Origin of the sequence: Sorangium sp. So ce131, from assembly GCF_051519095.1 — a bacterium.
GTDB lineage: Bacteria > Myxococcota_A > Polyangia > Polyangiales > Polyangiaceae > Sorangium.
Genome location: NZ_CP150455.1, coordinates 9,585,890 through 9,608,012, shown reverse-complemented (window position 1 = coordinate 9,608,012; position 22,123 = coordinate 9,585,890). Strand labels below are relative to the sequence as shown.

Below are 22,123 nucleotides of genomic sequence, written 5' to 3'. Positions count from 1 at the left end.
ATGGATGCGGACCTGAAGGCGCGTATCGCGAAGCTCTCGCCTGAAAAGCGCGCGGAGCTGCTCCGAAGGCTCGGGCAACGGGAGGCCGAGCTGCCCGTCGCGACCTGGCGCGAGCTCGTCCGGGGTCCGGGAGCGGGTGACCCCTTTGCGCCTCGCCCGGTCGCGCACGGCCAGCGGCGCATGTGGTTTCTCCACCAGATGGATCCCGACAAGGGCCACTACACCAACGCGATCGCCCTCTGGATCGATGGGGACCTGGATCACGCGCGGTTCCGGTCCGTGATCCACGCGCTCGTGGCGCGCCATGCGATGTTACGGACCGTCTTCCGCCAGCAGGGTGACGACATCCTCCAGATCGTGCTCCCCGAGCTGCGGGTCGAGGTGCCGCTTCGAGATCTGTCCGCGGCTCCGGCTCGCGAGCAGCTGGCGCGGTCCGATGCCCTCGCGAAGGCGCAGCGCAGCATCCCCTTCGACCTGGAGCGGGCGCCGCTCATCCGCTTCGAGCTCCATCGCCTGGGAGCGGACCGGCACCGCCTCACGCTCGTTTATCACCACATCATCGCGGATACGTGGTCCCTCGAGCTCTTCATGCGCGAGTTCGTCCAGGCCTACCTCTCGGGGACGACCGCGCTCGCGCCCTTGCGGTTCTCCTACGCAGATTTCGCGGAGTGGCAGCGGCGCCCCGAGGTGGAGGCCGAGCATCAAAAGCAGCTCGCGTACTGGGTGTCGCGCCTCCGCGACCACGCCGCGGAGGACACACCCATCGACCTGCCCGCGGACCGCCCGAGGGCGCCGGAGCAGTCCTTCCGCGGTGGTACCCTCGTCTTCGATGTTCCATCCGAAACGACGTCGCGCCTCAGGCAGCTGGCCTCGTCGCTCGGTGTGAGCTCGTTCGCCGTCGCCTTGAGCGCCTTCCGGGTCCTCCTCGCGAGGTACGGCGCTGGGGGGAGCTCCACGGCGATCGGCGTGCCGGTGTCCGGGCGAGGGCACTCGACCGTGAGGGACATCTTCGGCTTCTTCGTGAACACCATCGTGCTCCTCAGCGCGGTGGACGAGGACGCGAGCGTCCGGAGCAACGTCCTCCGGGAGTCCGAGGGCGCGCTCGCTGCGCTCGAGCATCAAGACGTCCCCTTCGAGATGGTCGTGGAGGCGCTGAATCCCAGGCGCTCGCTCAGCCAGGCGCCCCTCTTCCAGGTGATGTTCTCGTACGAGAACGTGCCGGAGGAGAAGAGGAGAACGGACGCGTTGTCCTTCCGCGCGGAGAAGCTCGACGGCGGCACGAGCATCTTCGACCTCGTCCTCTCGGTGCACGACGCGGCGAACGGCCTCAGCGGAGATCTCGCGTACGCCGCCGACCTCTTCGACGCATCCACTGCCGAGCTCATCGTCCAGCACTACCTGACCGTGCTGTCGGCGCTGGTCGCCGACCCCTCGCGTCCATTGCGCGACGTCAGCCACGTGAGCGAATCGGAGCGACATCGTCTCGTCACGGCGATGCATGGAAGGAGCTACCCCGTCCACGATGCGCCCTTCGTGGATCGGATCTTCTCCTGTGCCGAGAGGTCGCCCCGCGCGTGTGCCTTCGTCCACGGCTCGACCCGCACGGACTACGGGACGCTCGTCGACCTCGTCGAGGAGCTCGCGGCCGGTCTCCGAGGTGTCGGGCTGGAGGCGGAAGACCGCGTGGCGCTCATGCTTCCGCGCGGCCTCGAGCTCCTGGTCTCGCTGCTCGCCACGCACCGCGCTGGCGGCGCGTTCGTGGCGATCGATCCTGGCCTTCCGGCCTTGCGCCGGGAGCGCTTGCTCGATCTGTCCGGGGCCCGATTCTGCATCTCCACGGCCGATCGACCCGGAGGTGCGCCGGCCGCGGCGCCCGATCTCGAGTCCAGGGCGCTCGCGGGGCGGACGAGGTTCTTCACCTACGACGAGCTCCGCGCGCGGGGCGTGGACCGCTCGCCGGGCAGGGACGCGGGCCCTGGCCGCGCGGCGGGCGGCGCGAGCGGCGCACGTCCGGCGTGCTCGTCTCGAGGGCTCGCTTATGTGCTCTTCACGTCGGGCTCGACCGGCGAGCCCAAGGGGGCGATGGTCGAGCACGGCGGTATGGTCAATCACCTCCTCGCCAAGATCGAGGACCTCGGGATAACGGAGGGAGACGTCGTCGCGCAGACCGCGGGCCTCTCCTTCGACATCTTCGTCTGGCAGCTCCTCGCGGCGCTGGGCGCCGGAGGAATTACCGTCGTCTACGACGACGATGTCGTGCGGGATCCCGACGCGCAGCTCCGCGCGCTGGCGGACGACCGGGTGACGATCTTCCAGATCGTGCCGTCCTATCTGGGGGCGCTGCTCGACGTGATCGACGGCCTCGAATCGCCCCCCGCCCTCCCGCTGCGCGCGGTCTCGGTCACCGGAGAAGCCGTCCAGCCGAGGCTTTGCGCGCGCTTCCTGGAGCGCTTTCCGGAGGTGCGCCTCCTGAATGCCTATGGACCGACGGAGTGCTCGGACGACATCACACATCACTGGATCTTGCCCGAGGACACGCGCGGCCTCCGCGTTCCCATCGGCAGGCCGATTCACAACGCGACGCTCTACGTCGTCGACGACCGTATGCGGCTCAGCGGGATCGGGGTTCCGGGCGAGCTGCTCGCCGGCGGCCTCCCGGTCGGACGCGGCTATCTCGGCGATCCTGACCGCACGGCTTCGTCGTTCGTACGGGATCCATTCGCCGCGGAGCCCAGCGCCCGTGTATACCGAACGGGCGACGTCGCGCGCGTCAGGCCGGACGGTATCATCGAGTTTCTCGGCCGGCGCGATCATCAGGTAAAGCTGCGGGGGCACCGCATCGAGCTCGGAGAGATCGACTCCGTGCTCTGCTCGTTGCCGGCGGTCCGCGAGGCCGCGACGGTGCTCGTGAAGCCGGAGCGCGCGCAGCCGCGGCTGATCTCGTTCGTGGTGTCGAGCGATTCCGCAGGAGGAGGGATCGACGTCGCCGCGGCGCTGCGCGCAGAGCTCGCGCAGCGCCTGACGGCCGCCATGGTCCCGAGCCAGATCGTCGCCGTCGATGCCTTGCCGCTCACCCGGAGCGGGAAGGTGGATCGCAACGAGCTCGAGCGGCGTGGGCTCGGGCTCGATTTTGTCGGACCCGGGGCCGCGACCGTCGAGGAGCCGAGGACGTCGCGCGAGATCGCCGTACAGGAAGTGTTCAGCGCGGTCCTGGGCGCCCCGTCGGTGGGACGCGCGGACAATTTCTTCGACCTGGGCGGCGATTCGATATCGAGCCTGCAGGTCGTCGCCAGGCTCCGGCAGCGCGGATTTCGGGTCAGCGCCAGGAACATCTTCCAGCACCAGACGGTCGCCGCGCTCGCCGCTCATCTCGAGGAGGCAGATCGTCGGTCGACCGCGGCTTTTCAGGTGGGCGAGGTCCCTCTCTCCCCGCTGCAGGAGCGCTTCTTCGCGACGCCCGGCGAGGGGCTGGATCACTGGAACCTCGGGGTGCACGTCCAGCTCGCGCGCGAGCTCGAGCTCCACGAGCTCGCGGCCGCGAGCGAGATCCTGCTTCGGGCCCATCCCATGCTGCGCGCGCGCTTCGAGCCGCGCGCCGGCGGCTTCACGCAGACCGTCGAGGAGCATGGGCGCGTCGCAGTCCTGTGTGTGCCCGGCCCCTCGGCGGGGGGTGTCGAGCGACTCTGTCGCGAGATCTCCCTGTCAGGCCCGAAGCTCGCGCTGGGCCTCGTCGAGGGGCGCTCGGACGAGGTGATGGTCGTCGCCCACCACCTCGTCACGGATGCGGTGTCGCTGCAGATCATCGTCGAAGATCTGCTCTCGGCCATCGAGGGCGGTCGGGAGGTCCTGCCGGAGGTGACGAGCTTCGCTGACTGGCTCCACGCGCTTCGCAGCGTGGCAGGCTCCCCTGCGTTCGCCGACGAGGAGGCGTTCTGGGCGGAGGCCATCCGACGCGCGTTTCCTGCGGACGAGATTCCCGTCGACCACGAGGCTGTACAGGATTACGAAGGCGCACGAGCGCACCTCGCGCGGAGCTTCGATCGCGCGACGACGCAGAAGCTCCTGGATCGGCTGCGCGACGTGTTTCGCATCCAGCCGCTCGAGGCGCTGGTGGCCGCGCTCGCGGAGTCGCTCTCCGGGTGGATGCCGCGGGAGCGGATCACGATGGCGCTCGAAGGTCACGGGCGCGACGAGCTCGACGAGCGCGTCGACCTGAGCCGCAGCGTCGGCTGGTTCACGGCGGTGTATCCGGTGACGCTCGAGATCACCGACGATCGCGCGCAGCGGATCCGCGCAGCAAAGCAGGCGGTCCGAGCGGTCACCCGGGGCGGCGCCGGCTTCACCGGGTTCGAGGCCGCCGAGATGCGCAGGGGGCGTGAGCCCTGGCGCCTCGGCGTGACCCTGAACTACCTGGGAGATCTCGACCGGAACGCAGGCAATCACGCGCTCCTACGCTCGGTCGAGCCGCTCATCACCGGGCTGCGCGCCCCCGAGCGCGGTCCTATGGAGCTGCTCGACGTGGCCGGCTACCTGTCCGGCGGACGGTTGCATATCGTCATCGGCCATGGCGCACGCCATGATCCGTCGACGATTCAAGGAATCCTGGATCGCATGTTCGACGAGCTCGAGCGCCTCGCAGACGAGGACGCGCTCCAGGGCGCCAATGTCGTCGTCGCCAGCGATTTTTCAGCGACGGCGCTGTCCGAAGACGACCTCGCGGCGCTCCGCGAGCACCTGCAGCTCGTCACGTGATGTCGAGTGATGGTCGTGTTAAGATGGTATAAGATTGCGTGTGTTCATGTTGATTCAATGGGTGTTTGCTTGACCGAGCCCGCGTGAGTCGTAAGATGGAGATCTCGGCGTTCTCTTCCCGCGTCTCTTCCCGCGTCTCTTGCCCGCTCGTCGCGTAGGTCGCCTACCATGAGTTATATTCTTGGCATTTCTGCCTTCTATCACGACAGCGCCGCGGCGCTGTTGAAGGGCGGAGAGCTGGTCGCCGCGGCGCAAGAGGAGCGATTCTCGCGCAAGAAGCAGGATAGCCGGTTTCCTGGAAACGCCATCCTCGCTTGTCTGAAGCAGGCCGGCATCTCGATGGGCGAGCTCGACCGAGTCGCCTACTACGAGAAGCCCTCGCTCAAGTTCATGCGGCTGCTGAGCACGTACCTCTCGTTCGCCCCGAGGGGGTTCCGCACGTTCGTGACGGACATGCCCCGCTGGTTGACCGACAAGCTGTATGTCGGCTCCGAGCTGAAGCGGCAGCTGAGGGCGCTCGGCGGGACGCCGGAGAGCCGGATGCCCGAGGTGTCGTTCTTCGAACATCACCAATCCCACGCGGCCTCCGCGTTCTTCGCCAGCCCGTTCCAGCGGGCGGCGGTGCTCTGCGTCGACGGGGTAGGTGAGTGGGCGACCACGTCGGTGTGGCGAGGGAGCGGCGCGTCCCTGGAGCCGCTCTGGCAGCTGGATTTCCCCCATTCCATCGGCCTTCTGTACTCGTCGTTCACCTATTTCTGCGGGTTCAAGGTGGACTCGGGCGAGTACAAGCTGATGGGGTTGGCGCCGTACGGGCGCCCCATCTACCGGGACAAGATCCTCGAGCACCTCCTCGATCTGAAGCCCGACGGCACATTTCGCCTCGACATGAAGTACTTCGATTTCGCGACGGGTCTGACCATGATCAGCCCGCGATTCGAAGAGCTCTTCGGCGGGCCGCCGCGCGCTCCGGAGAGCAAGATCACCCAGCGGGAGTGCGACCTCGCGGCGTCGATCCAGGTCGTGACCGAGGAGGTCGTGATGGCCCTGGCCCGCACCGTGCACGCGGAGACCGGGGAGCCCTATCTCTGTCTCTCCGGCGGCGTGGCCTACAACTGCGTGGCCAACGGCCGCCTGCTCCGGGAAGGGCCATTCAAGGAGATCTGGGTACAACCGGCCGCGGGGGACGCCGGTGGGGCGGTGGGGGCGGCTTACGCCGCCTGGCATCTCGAGATGAAGAACCCGCGAAAGGCGACCGTCGGCGACCGCATGCACGGCGCCTACCTGGGCTCCAGCTACTCGCAGGAGGACGTCAAGGAGTTCCTCGACTCCGTCGGGGCCAGTTATCGCAAGCTCGAAGGTGAGGCCCTCACCAGCGAGGTGGCGGCTCTCCTGGCGCGGGACAACGTGGTCGGCTGGTTCCAGGGACGCATGGAGTTCGGGCCGCGCGCGCTCGGCGCCCGGTCGATCCTGGGCAACCCATGCAGCGCCGAGACGCAGTCGGTCATGAACCTGAAGATCAAGCAGCGCGAGTCGTTCCGCCCCTTCGCGCCGGCCGTGCTGGCCGAGAAGGCGAGCCAGTGGTTCAACCTCGCCGGCAAGAGCCCGTACATGTCGATCGTCGCCCCCGTGCTCGATCGCCACCGTCGCGCCGCCCCGGAGGGAGAGGACGGCCTCTCCGGCCTCGACAAGCTCAAGGTCGTCCGCTCCTCGATCCCCGCCGTCACGCACGTGGACTGTTCGGCGCGCATCCAGACCGTGCACCGCGAGTCGAACCCGCGCTTTTACGAGCTCATCGAGGCGTTCGAGCGGATCACCGGCTGTCCGGTCCTCGTCAACACGTCGTTCAACGTCCGAGGGGAGCCGATCGTGGAGAGCCCTCGAGACGCGTACGCATGCTTCATGAGAACGGAGATGGACTTCCTGGTGCTGGGCGACTTCTTGCTCGACAAGTCGCTGCAGCCCGAGTGGAGAGACCCACGCGGGCAAGTGGAATTCGAGCTGGACTGAGGAAGAACCTCGTGAAGGCGATCGTTCGATTTGTCGTCCGACCCATTCTGGCGATCGTGTTCCTCGTCGTGTTCTTGCCGTTGAACCTGCTCTCCAGGGCGCGCGGGAGGGACCCGATGGGACTGCGGTACGACCCGATGCTGCCGACCTACAGACGAACCTGCGGCAGGTCCAAGGCCATTCCCAACGGATTCAGTCAGTTGACCATCGAGGACAAGCAATGAGTGGCAAGAAACACAAAGAGCTCACGCACGACGAGGCGCTCCAGGAAGTCTACCGGCTGACCCCGCAGATCATCGACATCGACGATTTCTTGGCTCCCGCCAAGATGCGATGGCTGCCGTACACGATGTTCTTCCAGCACAAGAACTACCGCTCGAAGACCATCAACACCGACGACCTGGGCTTCCGCCTCACCACGGCCCACGGGAAGGAGCACCGCGTCTCCGACGTGCACGAGGAGCCGGTGAACCTCCTCGTCGGGAGCTCGACGGCGATGGGCACGGGGTCGTGCTCGGACGCGTTCACGATCGCGTCCCGCCTCGCGCACCACCGGCGAGAGGTCTGGCTGAACTTCGCCGCGCGCGCCTACAACTCGACGCAGGAGATCATCCTCTTCTTGATGCACATGCATCGATTCAAGAAGATCAACAAGGTGATCATCTTGAGCGGGATGAACAACTTCGTGCTCGAGGGGCTGCCCGAGTCCCTGCGCAGCGACCATGGACAGTATTATTACTCGTACGAGTACATTCACTACATGTCGATGTACAACGAGGAGCAGGGGCGCAAGAAGCAGAGCCTGATGCAGCGCCTCTCCAACGCGATCAACGACCGTTCGGAGCCGATCTTCACCGACGAGGGCGTGGACTCGGCGACGCGCATCCAGCGGTGCGCCGACGCGACCGCGCGCGCGCTGGCCCAGTGGAAGGCCCTGCTCGCGCCCCACGGCGCCTCGCTCGACTTCGTTCTTCAGCCCCTGACGACCTGGACGAAGACGGAGTTCACGCCGGAGGAGGAGGACATCATCCACGCGACCGACAGCTGTCCGAACAACTTCTGGCGCCTCTTCGGCGGCATCCTCGGGCGCGAGGTGTACCCGCGCTACAGGTCGGCGCTGGAGTCGGCCTGCACCGGCCTGGGCATCCCCTTCTACGATCTGAACGAGATGATCCGCGCGTCCGATTTTGGCAAGGACTACATCTTCGTCGACCGGATGCACCTCAACGATCACGGCTACGACGGCGTCGCGCGGCTCCTCGACAAGCAGGTGCTGCCGCCGGCGGGAGCGCGGTCGTGAGCGCGACCCCGAAGGACCGGGGGTCGGGGGCGAAGGGGGTGGGCCGCGACCTCGCTGCCCCGCTGCCTCCGCTCGCACCTCGGAAGGTGTCCTGGTGGGTCCGGCTCGTGGACTTCGTGTTTCGAAGAAAGAAGAAGCGCACGAGGCTGACATCCACGGTTTATCCCCTCAGGTAGTCGGAGCCGTCACGGCGGGTCACGCGGACGGAAGGTACAACGACATGAGCGCACGCGACTTCAAGCTCAAGCCAAATCTGCTCTGCATCGTCCCTCCGTATCCACTCACATCGGTGCCGCTCGGTCCCGCCGCGCTGCTCGGGTACCTCAAGGCCAACGGCTGTTACGATTTCGATTTTCTCGATCTCAGGCTCTGGGTCCCCTACAGCTTCGCGCCGACGCACCAGCAGGTCGGCGCGTTCGGGGAGACGTTCGTCCTGGATGTCCCCGAGCTCCCGCTGGTGCTGCAGATGCTCCGCAACTTCGACGAAGGGGGGCCGCTGATCGGTCCGCCGACGGAGCTGTTCGAGCGCTACTGCGCGGAGCGCGTCATCAACTCGGTGTACCTGCACACCTACCTGACCGCGCTCGACCGGTTCTTCGAGCGCGTGTTCTCCCAGATGAAGGACTTGCGCTTCATCGGGTTCTCCTGCTGGACGACCAATTACCTCGCCACGATGCTCGCGGCGGCGCACTTGAAGCGCCGGAGATCGCCCCCCTTCATCGTGGTCGGCGGCCCCCAGGTCACCGAGAGCGCCCACTCCGCGCAGCTCGGGCTCGCGAGCGGCCTCTTCGACGCGGTCGCCCTGAGCGACGGGGAAGAGACGCTCCTGTCCCTCTACGAGGCGTTCTGCCAGGGCAACGGTGAGGTGACCACGTTCGTACCCGGGACCATGCAGCGTGATCCGGAGACGAACGGCTTCCGCGTGACCGACCGCAAGCCTCTGCGGATGAAGGAGCTCCCGCTCCCGAGCTTCGAGGAGATGTCCATCTCGTCGTACGGGCGCCCGTACGACGACCCGAAGTACAACAACCTCCGGATCCTGCCCTTCCAGCTGTCGCGCGGCTGCACGGACAAGTGCTCGTTCTGCAGCGAGTGGGTCTTCTGGCGGACGTACCGCGTCGGGCCGGTGGAGCGTTCGGTCGAGCAGCTGAAGGAGCTGAAGTCCCATTACAAGGCAGACGGGATCTGGTTCGCCGATTCGCTGCTCAACGGCAAGATGTCGCGGCTGATCGAGTTCTCCGAGACGGCGATCAAGAAGAAGCTGGATGTCCTCTGGGGTGGATACATGCGGGCGGACATGTCTCCTGATGTCGCGTCGCTCGTCTTCGAGTCGGGCTGCCGGAACGTGTTCCTCGGGATCGAGTCGATGTCGGACGAGACGCTGGAGATGATGCGCAAGCGGCGGAAGGAGGCGAACAACATCGAGGCGCTGCGCAACTTCCTCCAGACCGGCATGGTCGTCCAGGCAGGGCTCATCGCCGGCTTCCCCGGCGATACGCGGCATCGCTTCCTGCACACGGCCCGGGTCCTCCAGGAGATCCAGCAGGAGTTCGCCAACCTCAGCGTCAACACCGAGCCGTTCGCCGTGATGCCGGGGCAGCCGATCTTTCAGGATCTCGAGCGGTACGGCCTCCACCCGACGCGATGGGCGCAAGACTACTTGGATATCGCGCCGAAGTACCGGAACATCACCAGCGGGATCTACTGCACCGTGGACGGCCCCAATCAGGGGATCGAGCGTCTGGGGGAGTTCAGGATCGGGCGCTCGCTCGCGGAGGCCGAGATCGGGCTCAATTACGGGAGGAAAGAGCCGCTCGCGCCGTTCCGCTTCCACCTGGACCACCTGTACGGCGACTGCGCCCTGGGCACGCTCAAGTCGAGCGCGGCCATGACGTACGGCGCGATCCTGACGAAGCAGGAGCAAGAGGAGCTGGAGGAGGGGCACCTGCTCAGCACGGTGCAGGGGCAGAGCTCGATCCCGCTCCTCGAGCATCCGGTGTTCGCGGACCTCGTCGCGCGGATCGAAGCGGCGCACCTCGTGCGACCGCGGGCGACGACGCCCGGCATCTACGCCGGCAACTACGAGGGGAGCCTCTCGGAGCGCGCCGCGCTGACGCTGTCGCCTTTCGTGATCGCCCGCGTGCTCGAGGCGCGGGCGGTGCTCCTGGTCGTGAACTTCATCTCCGGTCAGCGGATGGTGCTCCCCGTCACGTCCGCGTGGCTCCTCGAGCTCCTCTCGGGGGCACCTCGGTTCCTCGACGAGATCCGCGAGCGAGCCAGGGCGGAGAGCCCTCCGCAGGACGACGAGGCGTGGATGAAGACGCTCGACGACCTGCGGGAGCAGGGGTTCGTGGTCGTCAACGACCATCGGACGGATCGTCCGCCGGCTCCGTTCCGGCGGAGGACCTCGCTCCAGGTGATTCAACCGTCGCGCTGAGCGAATTCATGTCGAGTTGAACCGTGGAAAAAGTCGAAGACGTCTACGAGCTCTCGGGAACACAGCGGGGCATCCTCTTCGAGTGCGCGTCCCGGCCCGAGCAGCGATCGCTCTACGTGGTGCAGCTGGTCGCGACGGTCGCCGCGGATCTCGATGTCGCCCGGCTCGAGTCCGCCTTCCGGGTCGTCCTCGCGCGCACGCCGGCCTTGAGGACCGCGTTCTTCTGGCAAGATCGAGATCGTCCGCTGCAGCTCGTGTTCCGCGAGTACCCGTTTTGCGTCGAGGTGCGGAGAGAGAGCGCGGGCGACGTCGCGGGGTTCCGCGAGGCGGTGCGGCGGTTTGCCGGCGAGGAGCGGCGCCGCGGCTTCGATCTCGCGCGTCCGCTCCTCCTGCGCGTCGCCGTCATCCGGACCGAGCACGGGAGCGCGCTGGTGCTGACGATTCACCATCTCCTCCTCGACGGCTGGTCGATGGGGCACGTGCTCCACGACGTGATCGCCGTCTACGAGCACGGCGCCGCGGCGCGCCTGCCGCCCCGGCCGCCCTACCGAGAGTTCATCCGCTGGCTGCAGAAGGCCAACGTCGCCGAGGCGACGTTGTACTGGAACGCGCGCCTCCGGCGCGTCGACAGCTCGCTGCTCGCTCCCACCTTCCCGCGGGCTCCGAGGGACTGGAGCGAGATCCCCGCCTCGGCCCGGTCGGTGGAGCTCGGTCCGGAGACGGCCCGTGCGCTCCGGGATGTCTCCCGGGAGCTGCGCGTCACCCTCAACTCGCTGGTGGAGGTGGCGTGGGGGATCCTCCTCGCCCGGCACCTCGGGCGCAACGAGATCGTGTTCGGCACGGTCGGCTCGGGTCGACCGCCGGAGCTGCCCGGCAGCGAGAGCATGATCGGGCTCTTCATCAACACGCTCCCGTGCCGTTTCTCGTCGCTCGAGAGCTCGACGGTCCGTGAGCTGATCCTGCGTCACCAGGCGAGCCGCACGGCGGATCTGCATTACTCGTTCCTCTCCCTCTCCGAGGCGCTCTCGGCTCACAAGGGGGGCGCGCGGACGTTCGATACCCTCATCGCCTTCGAGAACTACCCAGCCGCGTCGACGATGAGCTCGATGTTCGGCGAGGTGAAGGTGACGGAGGCGAGCGTCGAGGAAGGGACGGAGTTTCCGTTCGAGATCCGCGTCCTGCCCGCCGAGGGGAACCTCCACATCGACCTCCTCCTCGGCGCGGGTATCGAGGACGATCCGCTCGCCAGCGCGTGCGCGACCGAGGTCTTCCGGCAGTTCGGCGTGGTGCTGAGGGGCCTTTCGTCCTCGCTCGGCGCGCGGGTAGGGGAGCTCCTTGCCACCGTCGTCGCGGACAGCGAGGTCGTCCTCGGTGAGCGCGGCGGCAGCTCGAGCGCGGCGAGCGAGGCGGTCGCGATCGAGGGGTTCGGCGTGGTCGGGACGAGGGCCGGGACGGCTGACGAGTCGGACGCAGTCTTCATCCGGCTTCCGTCGAGCGGAGACCGACCGCGCGTCGTCGGAAAGCGCGGAGCGGCTCTCCCGTTGGAGTTCGGCTCGCTCGCCCCGCGCACGACGACCGAGGACGGCGGCCCTTCCGCCGCCGCCGCCGCGCGGCGGCGTTCGGCCTCGGGCGCCGTGAGCGGCGCACCTCTGGCCAGGTTCATCACCGCTTCTCTGATCGAGGTGACGTTCGGATCGCGCTGGGTGCAGGTCGACGGCATGTGGTGCTCGCTCGAGGACAGGGAGCGCGCGCTCACCGAGGCTTCCGGTCAAAAGGTCTGGTTGTGGCGAGAATCGAGGCCCTCGCGCCTGATCTGCGTCCTCGAGGGGTCGCGGGCGGAGGTCGATGGAAGGTCGGATTCACCGCTCGCTCCGGCGAAGGAAGACGCCCGTGACCGCATCCGGGCCCTCTTGCCGCGCGATCTCGCCCAGGCCGCCCCGCTGTCGGTCTACGAGTGGATCGGACCCGCTGCCCCGACCGCGGACGAGCTCCGGCGGCGCTGGCTGTCATCGCAGGGGGAGCTCGCCGCCGGCGGCCCTCGGCGGGAGCGAAGAGCGGATCTCGAACACCAGCTCGGCACGTTCTGGAGAGAGGTCCTCAAGGTTCCCGAGGTCACCGCGTCGAGCGACTTCTTCGCGCTCGGAGGACACTCCCTCTCGTCGATGCAGGTCGCGGCGCGCGCGCGTCGCACCTGGGGCAACGAGCTCGCGATCGCGGAGTTCTTTCTGCGCCGGACCCTGCGCGAGCAGGCAGAGTACGTCGCCGAGACGCTCGCCACCACGAGGCGGGCGCTGCTTCCGCCCCTCGTGCCCCGTGCGGGGCGCCTCCGCGGCGAGGACTCGGGCCGGCTTTCCCTTGGACAGCTCGGGTTCTGGTACCAGGCACAGCTCTTCCCTCGATCGGGGTTGCTGAACGTACCGGTCGTGCTCGAGGTGAGCGGTCCCCTCGACGAGCCGAGCATCGTGCGGGCCCTGGGGCGGCTCATCGAGCGTCATCCCGCGCTCCGCACGCGCTTCGTGCAGCGTGGCGCGGAGGCCTTCCAGGAGGTGGCCGGCGAGGCGGAGCTCGCGCTCGAGCGACTCGAAGGCCGTGTGACCGACTTCTGCGAGCGGCCGTTCGACCTCGCCCGGGCGCCGCTCCTGCGCGCGGGCATCGCGCAGGACGCCGAGCACACGCGGCTCGCGATCGTCCTCCACCACATCGTGGTCGACGGGTGGTCTCTCGGAATCCTCCTCTCGGAGTTCGCGGCGCTGTACAACGCGCTCGCGGCGGGGCGCTCCGTGGAGCTGCCGCGGCCCACGTTCAGCCCGATCGACTACGCTCGATGGCAGCGCGAGCTGCTCGACTCGGAGCAAGCGCGCGTCCTGCGCGCGGCGTGGCGCGCCGAGCTCGCGGGCGCGCCTTCCTTCCTCGAGCTGCCGGCCAGCTTCCCGCGCCCCGCCGTCTTCGGCCGCGCTGGCGAGACACACGAGTTCGAGCTGGAGCAACAGACCGTGGCGCGGCTTCGCGAGCTCGTCACGAACCGGGGTTTCTCGGTGTTCCAGGTCCTGGTCTCGGCCTTCGCCGTGTTCCTGAGTCGAATCACGAATCAGACCGACATCGTGATCGGCACCCTGCTCGCGGGGAGGTCCGCGCCCGAGCTCGAGAGGGTCGCCGGCCTGTTCGTGAACACGATTCCGCTCCGCCTCCGCGTGCCGCGCGGCGCGACGTTCGTCGAGCTCCTCGAGGCCACCCGCGGTGCCGTGATGCGGGCGCACGACCGGCAGGACTACCCGTTCGAGCAGCTCGTCCAGGACCTGCAGATCGAGCACGATCCCTCGCGAACACCCCTGTTCCAGGTGTTCTGCATCGTCCAGAACACACCCCTCGAAGGGGTGTCGCTGCGGACCGGAGGTGCGCCGCTCGCGGCGCCCGGCGCGCAGCGCAGCGCGGTGAGCGCGGTGGCGCCGGCGGTGCGGTTCGCCAACTTCGATCTGACGCTCAACGCGATCGAGCGGGAGAGCGGCCCCATCTCGTGCCGCTTCGAGTACAACGCGGAGATCTTCGACGCACCGACGATCGCCCGCTGGGCAGGCATCTTTGCCTCGCTCCTCGACAGGCTCCTCCAGGAGGCTCCCGAGGCCACCCGCCTGGACGGGGTGCCGACCGCGCCCGGCGCGCGGCGCGTCCTGTCGTCGCCCGAGCCCGGACCGGCGCCCGAGGGACCTACCTTCATCGAGGCGTTCGAACGAGCGGTGCGCCGCGGTCCCTCCCGGCTTGCTGCGACCGACCGCGGCACGTCGCTCAGTTATGCCGAGCTGGATCGAGCGTCGCTGCGGGTGGCGGAGCACTTGCGTGCGCGCGGCGTGCGCCGCGAGACCCCTGTGGCGCTGGTCATGGATCGGTCCGTCGCCTTCCTCGTGTCTTTGGTGGCCATCCTGCGGAGCGGTGGCGCCTACGTACCCATCCTCCCCAAGAGCCCTCGCGAGTACGCCCGGCTGATGCTCGAACAGGCCGGCTGTAAGCTGGTTCTCACGCGGGCAGCGCTCGCCGCCGAGCTGTCCGGGTGGGGGGTGCCGCTCGCGATCTACGAAGAGGCCGCGTCACGGAGCGAGCGCCGCGAGCCATGCACCGCCACGGAAAGCGACGCTGCGGACGACGTTCGCAGGGCGAGACCAACGCCCGACTCGCTCGCGTATATCTTGTTCACCTCCGGGTCGACCGGTGTCCCCAAGGGCGCCATGGTGCACCACGGCGGGATGTTCAATCACCTCGCGGCCAAGTGCGAGAGCCTCGCGCTCACCGAAGCGGATGTCGTGGCCCAGACCACGACGCAGTCCTTCGACGTCGCCATCTGGCAGTTTCTGGCGCCTCTGTGCGTCGGCGGGCGGGTCGCGATCTTCGAGGAGGAGTCGGCCTGGTATCCCGAGTCCTTCTTCGCGCGCATCGCCGAGGACCACCCGACGGTCATCGAGACGGTCCCGTCCCACCTGAGCGTGCTCACGCAGTGGGTGATGGATCGAGCCGAGCGCCCTGCGCTGGAGAGCGTGCGCTTCTTGATGGTGACGGGGGAGGCGTTCCCGGCGCCCCTCGCGCGGGAGTGGCACCAGCTCTTCCCGCGGATCCCGCTCGTGAACGCCTATGGACCGACGGAGTGCTCCGACGATGTCACGCACGGGTTCGTGAGCGCCGGGCAGGCGCTCATCTGGCCGACCGTGCCGATAGGGAAAGCGCTCCGGGGCCAGCGCCTCTACGTCCTCGACGCCGATCTCGCGTTCGTGCCGGAGGGCGTCGTTGGCGAGCTGTACGTCGGCGGGCGCGGGGTGGGCCTGGGCTACGTGTCGGACCCGGTGAAGACCGCCGCTGCGTTCATGCCTGATCCGTACGGCGAGGAGGCTGGTGCCCGGATGTACCGGACTGGCGATCTCGTGCGGGAGATCGGCGGAGGAGAGCTCCTGTTCGTGGGCCGCAACGACGAGCAGGTGAAGATCCGTGGGGTGCGCATCGAGCTCGGCGAGGTGGAGAGCGCATTGCTGCTCGTGCCGCACGTGAAGGCCGCGGCGGCGGTGGTCGTGGGCAACGGGCGCGAGAAGGAGCTCTGGGGCTTCTGTGTGACGAGCGACCCCGCGGCGTGGGACGTGTCCTTGGTGCGCGACGAGCTGCGCAAGCGGGTCCCCCTGCGGCTGATCCCGAGCCGGTTGGTGCAGCTCTCGGAGCTCCCGCTGACGCCGAACGGGAAGGTGGACCGGGCTTCGCTGCAGAAGCAGGCGTCGGAGCGTGTGGACGAGCCGCGCGCGCTGGAGCCGCCGCGCACCGAGCAGGAGCGCGAGGTGCTGAAGCTCTGGAGCGAGGTGCTGGGGCTCGAGGCGAGCAAGCTGGGCGTGGAGGACGACTTCTTCGAGGCGGGAGGCAACTCGCTTCAGAGCCTGCGATTGCTGGGTCGTCTGCAGAAGACGTTCGGCGTGGCGCTGACGCTGCGGCAGTTTGCGGAGGGGGCCACGGTCCGAGCGGTGTCGAGGCGGCTCGCGAATGCGGCGAGCGGCGGCGGCGCGGCGGCGCGCGCGCTGCGCAAGGTCCCGCGGGACCGGCCCTGGTCGGCGAGCGGCGCGCTCCCGGGGCCCGGGCGATATCCGCTCTCGTACGCGCAGGAGCGGATGTGGTTCCTGAGCAAGCTCGAAGGAGGAGACGCGGCCTACAACGTGGCGCTGGTGCTCGACCTCGAGGGCCGCGTGGACGTGGATTGCCTGCGCGGGGCGCTGGACGACGTGATGGCGCGGCACACGGCGCTGCGGCTCCGTATCGTGGAGAGCGACGGGGAAGCCTACCAGCGCGAGGGAACCGGAACGCTCGCGCTCGGGCACGAGGTCGTGTCGGAGCCGGGCGTCCGCGGGGCGGTGGAGCGCGAGCTGCGTCGGGGGTTCCGCGTGGGGGACGCGGAGCAACCGCTGGTGCGGGCGACGCTGTTCGAGCGCCCGGGGCCGAAGTACACGCTGCTGTGGGTATTTCATCACGCGATCGTGGACGGCTGGTCGGTGGAGATCTTGGAGCGGGAGCTCGGGGAGGCGTACACGAGCCGGCAGCGGGGAGGCCGCGCGAGCTGGGCGGAGCTGCCGTACGACTACATCGATTACGCGTTCTGGCAGCGTGAGCACCTGACGGAAGAGGTGATCGACAGGCACCTCTCGTACTGGCGCAGCTACCTCGGTGGAGAGCTGCCGGTGCTGTCGCTGCCGTCAGACCGGCCGCGAAAGCCGGTCAAGAGCTTCGCGGGCGACACGTACGAGCAGGAGCTGGGACCGGAGCTGAGCTCCGCGCTGAAGCAGTACGCGCAGCAGGCGCGCGTGACCCTGTTCGTGACGCTGCTCGGGGCCTACGGCTTGCTGCTCACGCGCCTCGGCGGCCAGCGCGAGGTGGTGGTCGGCACGCCGCACGCGGGGCGCACGCACGCCGAGATGGAAGGTGTGGTGGGGTTGTTCGTGAACACGCTGGCTCATCGCGTGAGGCCGCACGGCGAGGAGACGTTCGACGACTACGTGAAGCGGCTGCAGGCCGCCGCGTTCGAGCTCGCCGAGCATCACGAGGTCCCCTTCGAGCGCGTCGTCGAGGCGCTGCGCGTCCGGCGCGACCCCTCGCATGATCCCGTCTTCCAGACGATGCTCGTGCTCGAGGAAGCGTCGGACGAGGAAGTCGCGGTAGCGGGCGCGCGGCTCACCGCCACCTCCGCGCATCAGGGGGTCTCGAAGTTCGACCTGACCCTCACCGCGCGCGTGTCCTCCACGACGGGCATCGGCCTCCGGTGGGAGTACTGCATCGACCTGTTCGAGCGTGCGAGCATCGCCCGCTTTGGTCAGCTCTTCCGCGATCTCCTGAGGCGATGCCTGGAGCAGGCTGGAAGCGGCGTCCCGCTGAGGAGCCTGCGAATGCTCGATGCCGACGCGGAGCGCGCCTATCTGCGTCGCGTCCTGTCGCTTGGCTCGAGCGTCCCTGCCAGCGCGTCGTGCGTCGACCTGATTCGAAGGACGGCCCGGGAGTTCCCGGAGCGCTGCGCCATCCAGGATGGATCCACGCAGGTCAGCTACCGCGCCTTCGAGCAGCGATCGGATGCGATCGCAGGAGCGCTCGTGCGCGCGGGGGTCCAGGCGGAGGACGCCGTCGCCGTCGTCCTCCCGCGCGGCGCCGAGCTCGCGCTGACGCTGGTTGGCATTCTCAAGGCAGGCGGCGTCTACGTGCCGATCGCGCTCGACTTGCCCCCCGAGCGCCGTCGCGCCCTGTGCGAGGCCGCCCGCGCGAAGTACGTCGTGACGAGCCGCGACCTCGGGCCCCGAGGTGCGCCGCCTGCGGCGCCCGTGCTGCAACGCGACGAATCCCGCGCAGCCGGCTCCGACGCCCGTGTCGTGTTCATCGAGGACGTGGGCGCGCCTTCCAGCTCGTTCTCCGTGCGTCCGGCGCGTCGTGATCAGCTCGCGTACATCCTCTTCACGTCGGGCTCGATGGGCGCGCCGGAGGCCGCGGGGATCGCGCACGGGTCCCTCGCGACCCATCTCCTGAGCCTTCGGAGAGAGCTGCGCCTCGGCCCCGGCTCGCGCGTGGCCCAGACGACGGCGGCCATGTCCGATCCTTCGATCTTCCAGATGCTCGGACCGCTCGTATGCGGAGGTACGACCGTCATCGCGGATGACCAGGTGACGCGGACAGCGACGGCGTTGATCCGATGGCTGGGGGAGAGCCGCGCCAGCGTCTGCCACCTTGCTTCGTCGCTCTTGCCGCTCCTCGCCGGAGCGTACGAGGAGCTCGAGCCTGGCCCCGACGCCTCCGAGCTGCGCTTCGTCCTCGCTTTCGGCGATGTGCTGCCGAGAGAGGCGGCGCGTCGCTGGCTCACGACCTTCCCGAAGACCACGCTCGTGCACGTCTACGGCCCGACGGAGGCCGCGATTCACGTCGCGCACGCGCAGGTGCGGAGCGCGGATGACGTGATCTGGCCGACGGCGCCGATCGGCAAGGCGCTCGGAGCGCAAAGGCTCTACGTGCTCGACGGCGAGATGAACCTCGTGCCGGAGGGCGTCGCTGGTGAGCTGTACGTCGGGGGGCTCGGGGTGGACCGAGGGGATGTATCGGACGCAGCGGGCTCCGCCGCTGCGTTCGTGCCCGATCCCTACAGCGAGGAGGCCGGTGCCCGGATGTATCGGACTGGCGATCTCGTGCGGGAGATCGGCGGAGGAGAGCTCCTGTTCGTGGGCCGAAGCGACGAGCAGATGACGGTCCATGGCGTGCGCATCGAGCTCGGCGAGGTGGAGAGTGCGTTGCTGCTCGTGCCGCACGTGAAGGCCGCGGCGGCGGTGGTCGTGGGCAACGGGCGCGAGAAGGAGCTCTGGGGCTTCTGTGTGACGAGCGACCCTGCGGCGTGGGACGTGTCCTTGGTGCGCGACGAGCTGCGCAAGCGGGTCCCCCTGCGGCTGATCCCGAGCCGGTTGGTGCAGCTCTCGGAGCTCCCGCTGACGCCGAACGGGAAGGTGGACCGGGCTTCGCTGCAGAAGCAGGCGTCGGAGCGTGTGGACGAGCCGCGCGCGCTGGAGCCGCCGCGCACCGAGCAGGAGCGCGAGGTGCTGAAGCTCTGGAGCGAGGTGCTGGGGCTCGAGGCGAGCAAGCTGGGCGTGGAGGACGACTTCTTCGAGGCGGGAGGCAACTCGCTTCAGAGCCTGCGATTGCTGGGTCGTCTGCAGAAGACGTTCGGCGTGGCGCTGACGCTGCGGCAGTTTGCGGAGGGGGCCACGGTCCGAGCGGTGTCGAGGCGGCTCGCGAATGCAGCGAGCGGCGGCGGCGCGGCCGCGCGTGCGCTGCGCAAGGTCCCGCGGGACCGGCCCTGGTCGGCGAGCGGCGCGCTCCCGGGGCGCGGGCGATATCCGCTCTCGTACGCGCAGGAGCGGATGTGGTTCCTGAGCAAGCTCGAAGGAGGAGACGCGGCCTACAACGTGGCGCTGGTGCTCGACCTCGAGGGCCGCGTGGACGTGGATTGCCTGCGCGGGGCGCTGGACGACGTGATGGCGCGGCACACGGCGCTGCGGCTCCGTATCGTGGAGAGCGACGGGGAAGCCTACCAGCGCGAGGGAGCCGGAACGCTCGCGCTCGGGCACGAGGTCGTGTCGGAGCCGGGCGCCCGCGAGGCGGTGGAGCGCGAGCTGCGTCGGGGGTTCCGCGTGGGGGACGCGGAGCAACCGCTGGTGCGGGCGACGCTGTTCGAGCGCCCGGGGCCGAAGTACACGCTGCTGTGGGTATTTCATCACGCGATCGTGGACGGCTGGTCGGTGGAGATCTTGGAGCGGGAGCTCGGGGAGGCGTACACGAGCCGGCAGCGGGGAGGCCGCGCGAGCTGGGCGGAGCTGCCGTACGACTACATCGATTACGCGTTCTGGCAGCGTGAGCACCTGACGGAAGAGGTGATCGACAGGCACCTCTCGTACTGGCGCAGCTACCTCGGTGGAGAGCTGCCGGTGCTGTCGCTGCCGTCAGACCGGCCGCGAAAGCCGGTCAAGAGCTTCGCGGGCGACACGTACGAGCAGGAGCTGGGACCGGAGCTGAGCTCCGCGCTGAAGCAGTACGCGCAGCGGGCGCGCGTGACCCTGTTCGTGACGCTGCTCGGGGCCTACGGCTTGCTGCTCACGCGCCTCGGCGGCCAGCGCGAGGTGGTGGTCGGCACGCCGCACGCGGGGCGCACGCACGCCGAGATGGAAGGTGTGGTCGGGTTGTTCGTGAACACGCTGGCTCATCGCGTGAGGCCGCACGACGAGGAGACGTTCGACGACTACGTGAAGCGGCTGCAGGCCGCCGCGTTCGAGCTCGCCGAGCATCACGAGGTCCCCTTCGAGCGCGTCGTCGAGGCGCTGCGCGTCCGGCGCGACCCTTCGCATGATCCCGTCTTCCAGACGATGCTCGTGATCGAGGAGACCTTGCGGGACAGGCACTCCCAGGACGTGCTCGGCCTGCGGGAGCTCTCTCTCTCTCCCGCTCCGGCGCGCCACGGCACCTCGAAGTTCGACCTTTCCCTCAATGTGCGGCTGGCTGAGAGCGGGATCCACCTCGAGTGGGAGTACGCCACCGACCTGTTCGACGAGGGCACCATCGTCAGGTTCGCTCGCCTCTTCAGGGAGCTCCTGCACCAGGTGACGACGCGCTCGGAGGTGCGCCTCGGCGAGCTGTCGCTCCCCGGCGCAGAGGAGCTCCGTCGGGCTGGCGGGCAGGTCGATCTGCGCGGTTACCGCGTCGATCTCGGCGCGATCGAGGCCGCTCTCGCCGCGCACCCCGGGGTGCGAGAGGCGGCCGTCGTCGCGGTCCCCGGCCCGGCGGAGGCGCGCCTCGTCGCCCACGTGGTGACGCGCGGTGATCCTCCTTCGGCCGCCGCGCTTCGCGCCCTTTTAGGAGAACAGCTCCCTGCGTACATGTTGCCCACCTCGTTCCGGATCGCCTCGGAGCTACCACGCCTGGCGAGCGGCGAGCGCGATCTACAGGCGCTGATCGCGCTCGGTGATCCGGGGGGGACCGAGGCGTCGCAGCGCGCGTCTCGGGTCGCCCCGCGCGATGAGATCGAGCGGTTACTCGTGTGTACCTGGGAGGAGGTCCTCGGTGTTCGCCCCATCGGGGTGAATCAGAATTTCTTCGAGCTCGGCGGCCACTCTCTGGGCGCCATGCAGCTGATGTCGCGGATCGAGAAGGCCGTGGGCCACGCGCTGCCTCGCTCGATCCACTTCCTCCTCTTCCGGTCTGGCACGATCGAGCACCTGGCCGCCGCGATCCACGAGCACCTTGGCCGACTGGCCGCCCCCCATCTGGCCTCCGAGCTCGCGCAGCAGCTCGAGGCGCGCGGAGCACGTCCGGGGGATACGTCGGGCGTCGCGAGCGGCGCACCTCCGGCGGGTCGTCCGCGGTTCCTCGTGCGGCTGAGCGCCGAGGGCGACGCGACGCCTCTCTTCCTGGTCCATCCGGTCGGCGGCAGCGTCTTTTGCTACCGTGACCTCGCCGCGGAGCTCACGGGGTTTGCGGTGCACGCACTGCAATCCTCGGGCTTCGATGCGAGCGAAGAGATCCTGACCGACGTCCCGTCGATGGCGCGCGCCTACGTGAAGGAGATCCGGGCGGTTCAGCCCTCCGGGCCCTACCTGCTCGGGGGCTGGTCGTTCGGGAGCCTCGTGGCCTTCGAGATGGCTCGTATTCTCCGAGCCGACCGGGAGGACGCGACCGTTCTGGTGATCGACGGCGACTTCGAGAACAACATGCTCCCGTCGTTCGACGACGACCTCCTGGGGAGCCTCCCGGGCGCCGCCACGCTCGACGCGGAGCTCCGCGCGTCGCTCGAGAAGATCTTCGACGCCAACGGCCGCGCGCTCGTGCAGTACCATCCCGGAACATCCTCCGACATCCCGCTGCACCTCTTCCTCTCGGAGAGGACGCACTGGCGAGGCCTCGACGCCGTGGAGGCGTCATGGCGCGGGGTCGGATCGGTGAAGAGCCGGACGACCTTCCCCACCGATCATTACGGGCTCCTCAGGCCGCCCATCCTCGGTGATCTCGCACGAACGATCCGGGCGCGGCTTCGATGAAGAGGGGCAGCGGGTCTGGCCCGAGAGGGAACGGCGCACCTTGACGCATTTGAAAGG

6 protein-coding genes are annotated in these 22,123 nt (G+C 68.7%); all 6 read left to right on the top strand.

The genetic code is table 11. The annotated features are described in order from the left end of the window. Positions 1–4,752 (top strand): amino acid adenylation domain-containing protein, encoded by a 4,752-nt coding sequence (locus WMF43_RS34745; protein ID WP_437671269.1) that lies wholly within the window; start codon positions 1–3, stop codon positions 4,750–4,752. A 168-nt stretch (positions 4,753–4,920) separates the two neighbouring features. Next, positions 4,921–6,759 carry a carbamoyltransferase family protein gene (locus WMF43_RS34740; RefSeq protein ID WP_437671267.1) on the top strand — a complete coding sequence of 613 codons (1,839 nt, stop codon included), beginning with the start codon at positions 4,921–4,923 and terminating at the stop codon, positions 6,757–6,759. A gap of 11 nt (positions 6,760–6,770) precedes the next feature. After that, positions 6,771–6,983 (top strand): hypothetical protein, encoded by a 213-nt coding sequence (locus WMF43_RS34735; RefSeq protein ID WP_437671265.1) that lies wholly within the window; start codon positions 6,771–6,773, stop codon positions 6,981–6,983. Further along, the gene (locus WMF43_RS34730) at positions 6,980–8,059 is read left to right on the top strand and encodes an SGNH/GDSL hydrolase family protein (RefSeq protein ID WP_437671264.1); all 1,080 of its coding nucleotides are present in this window, start codon (positions 6,980–6,982) and stop codon (positions 8,057–8,059) included. Before WMF43_RS34735 ends, WMF43_RS34730 begins: the two co-directional genes overlap by 4 nt. A gap of 220 nt (positions 8,060–8,279) precedes the next feature. After that, positions 8,280–10,496, top strand: a complete 2,217-nt coding sequence (locus WMF43_RS34725) for a B12-binding domain-containing radical SAM protein (RefSeq protein ID WP_437671262.1) — start codon at positions 8,280–8,282, stop codon at positions 10,494–10,496. 23 nt (positions 10,497–10,519) lie between these two features. Beyond that, the gene (locus WMF43_RS34720) at positions 10,520–22,066 is read left to right on the top strand and encodes an amino acid adenylation domain-containing protein (RefSeq protein ID WP_437671260.1); all 11,547 of its coding nucleotides are present in this window, start codon (positions 10,520–10,522) and stop codon (positions 22,064–22,066) included. The last annotated feature ends 57 nt before the right edge of the window (positions 22,067–22,123 follow it).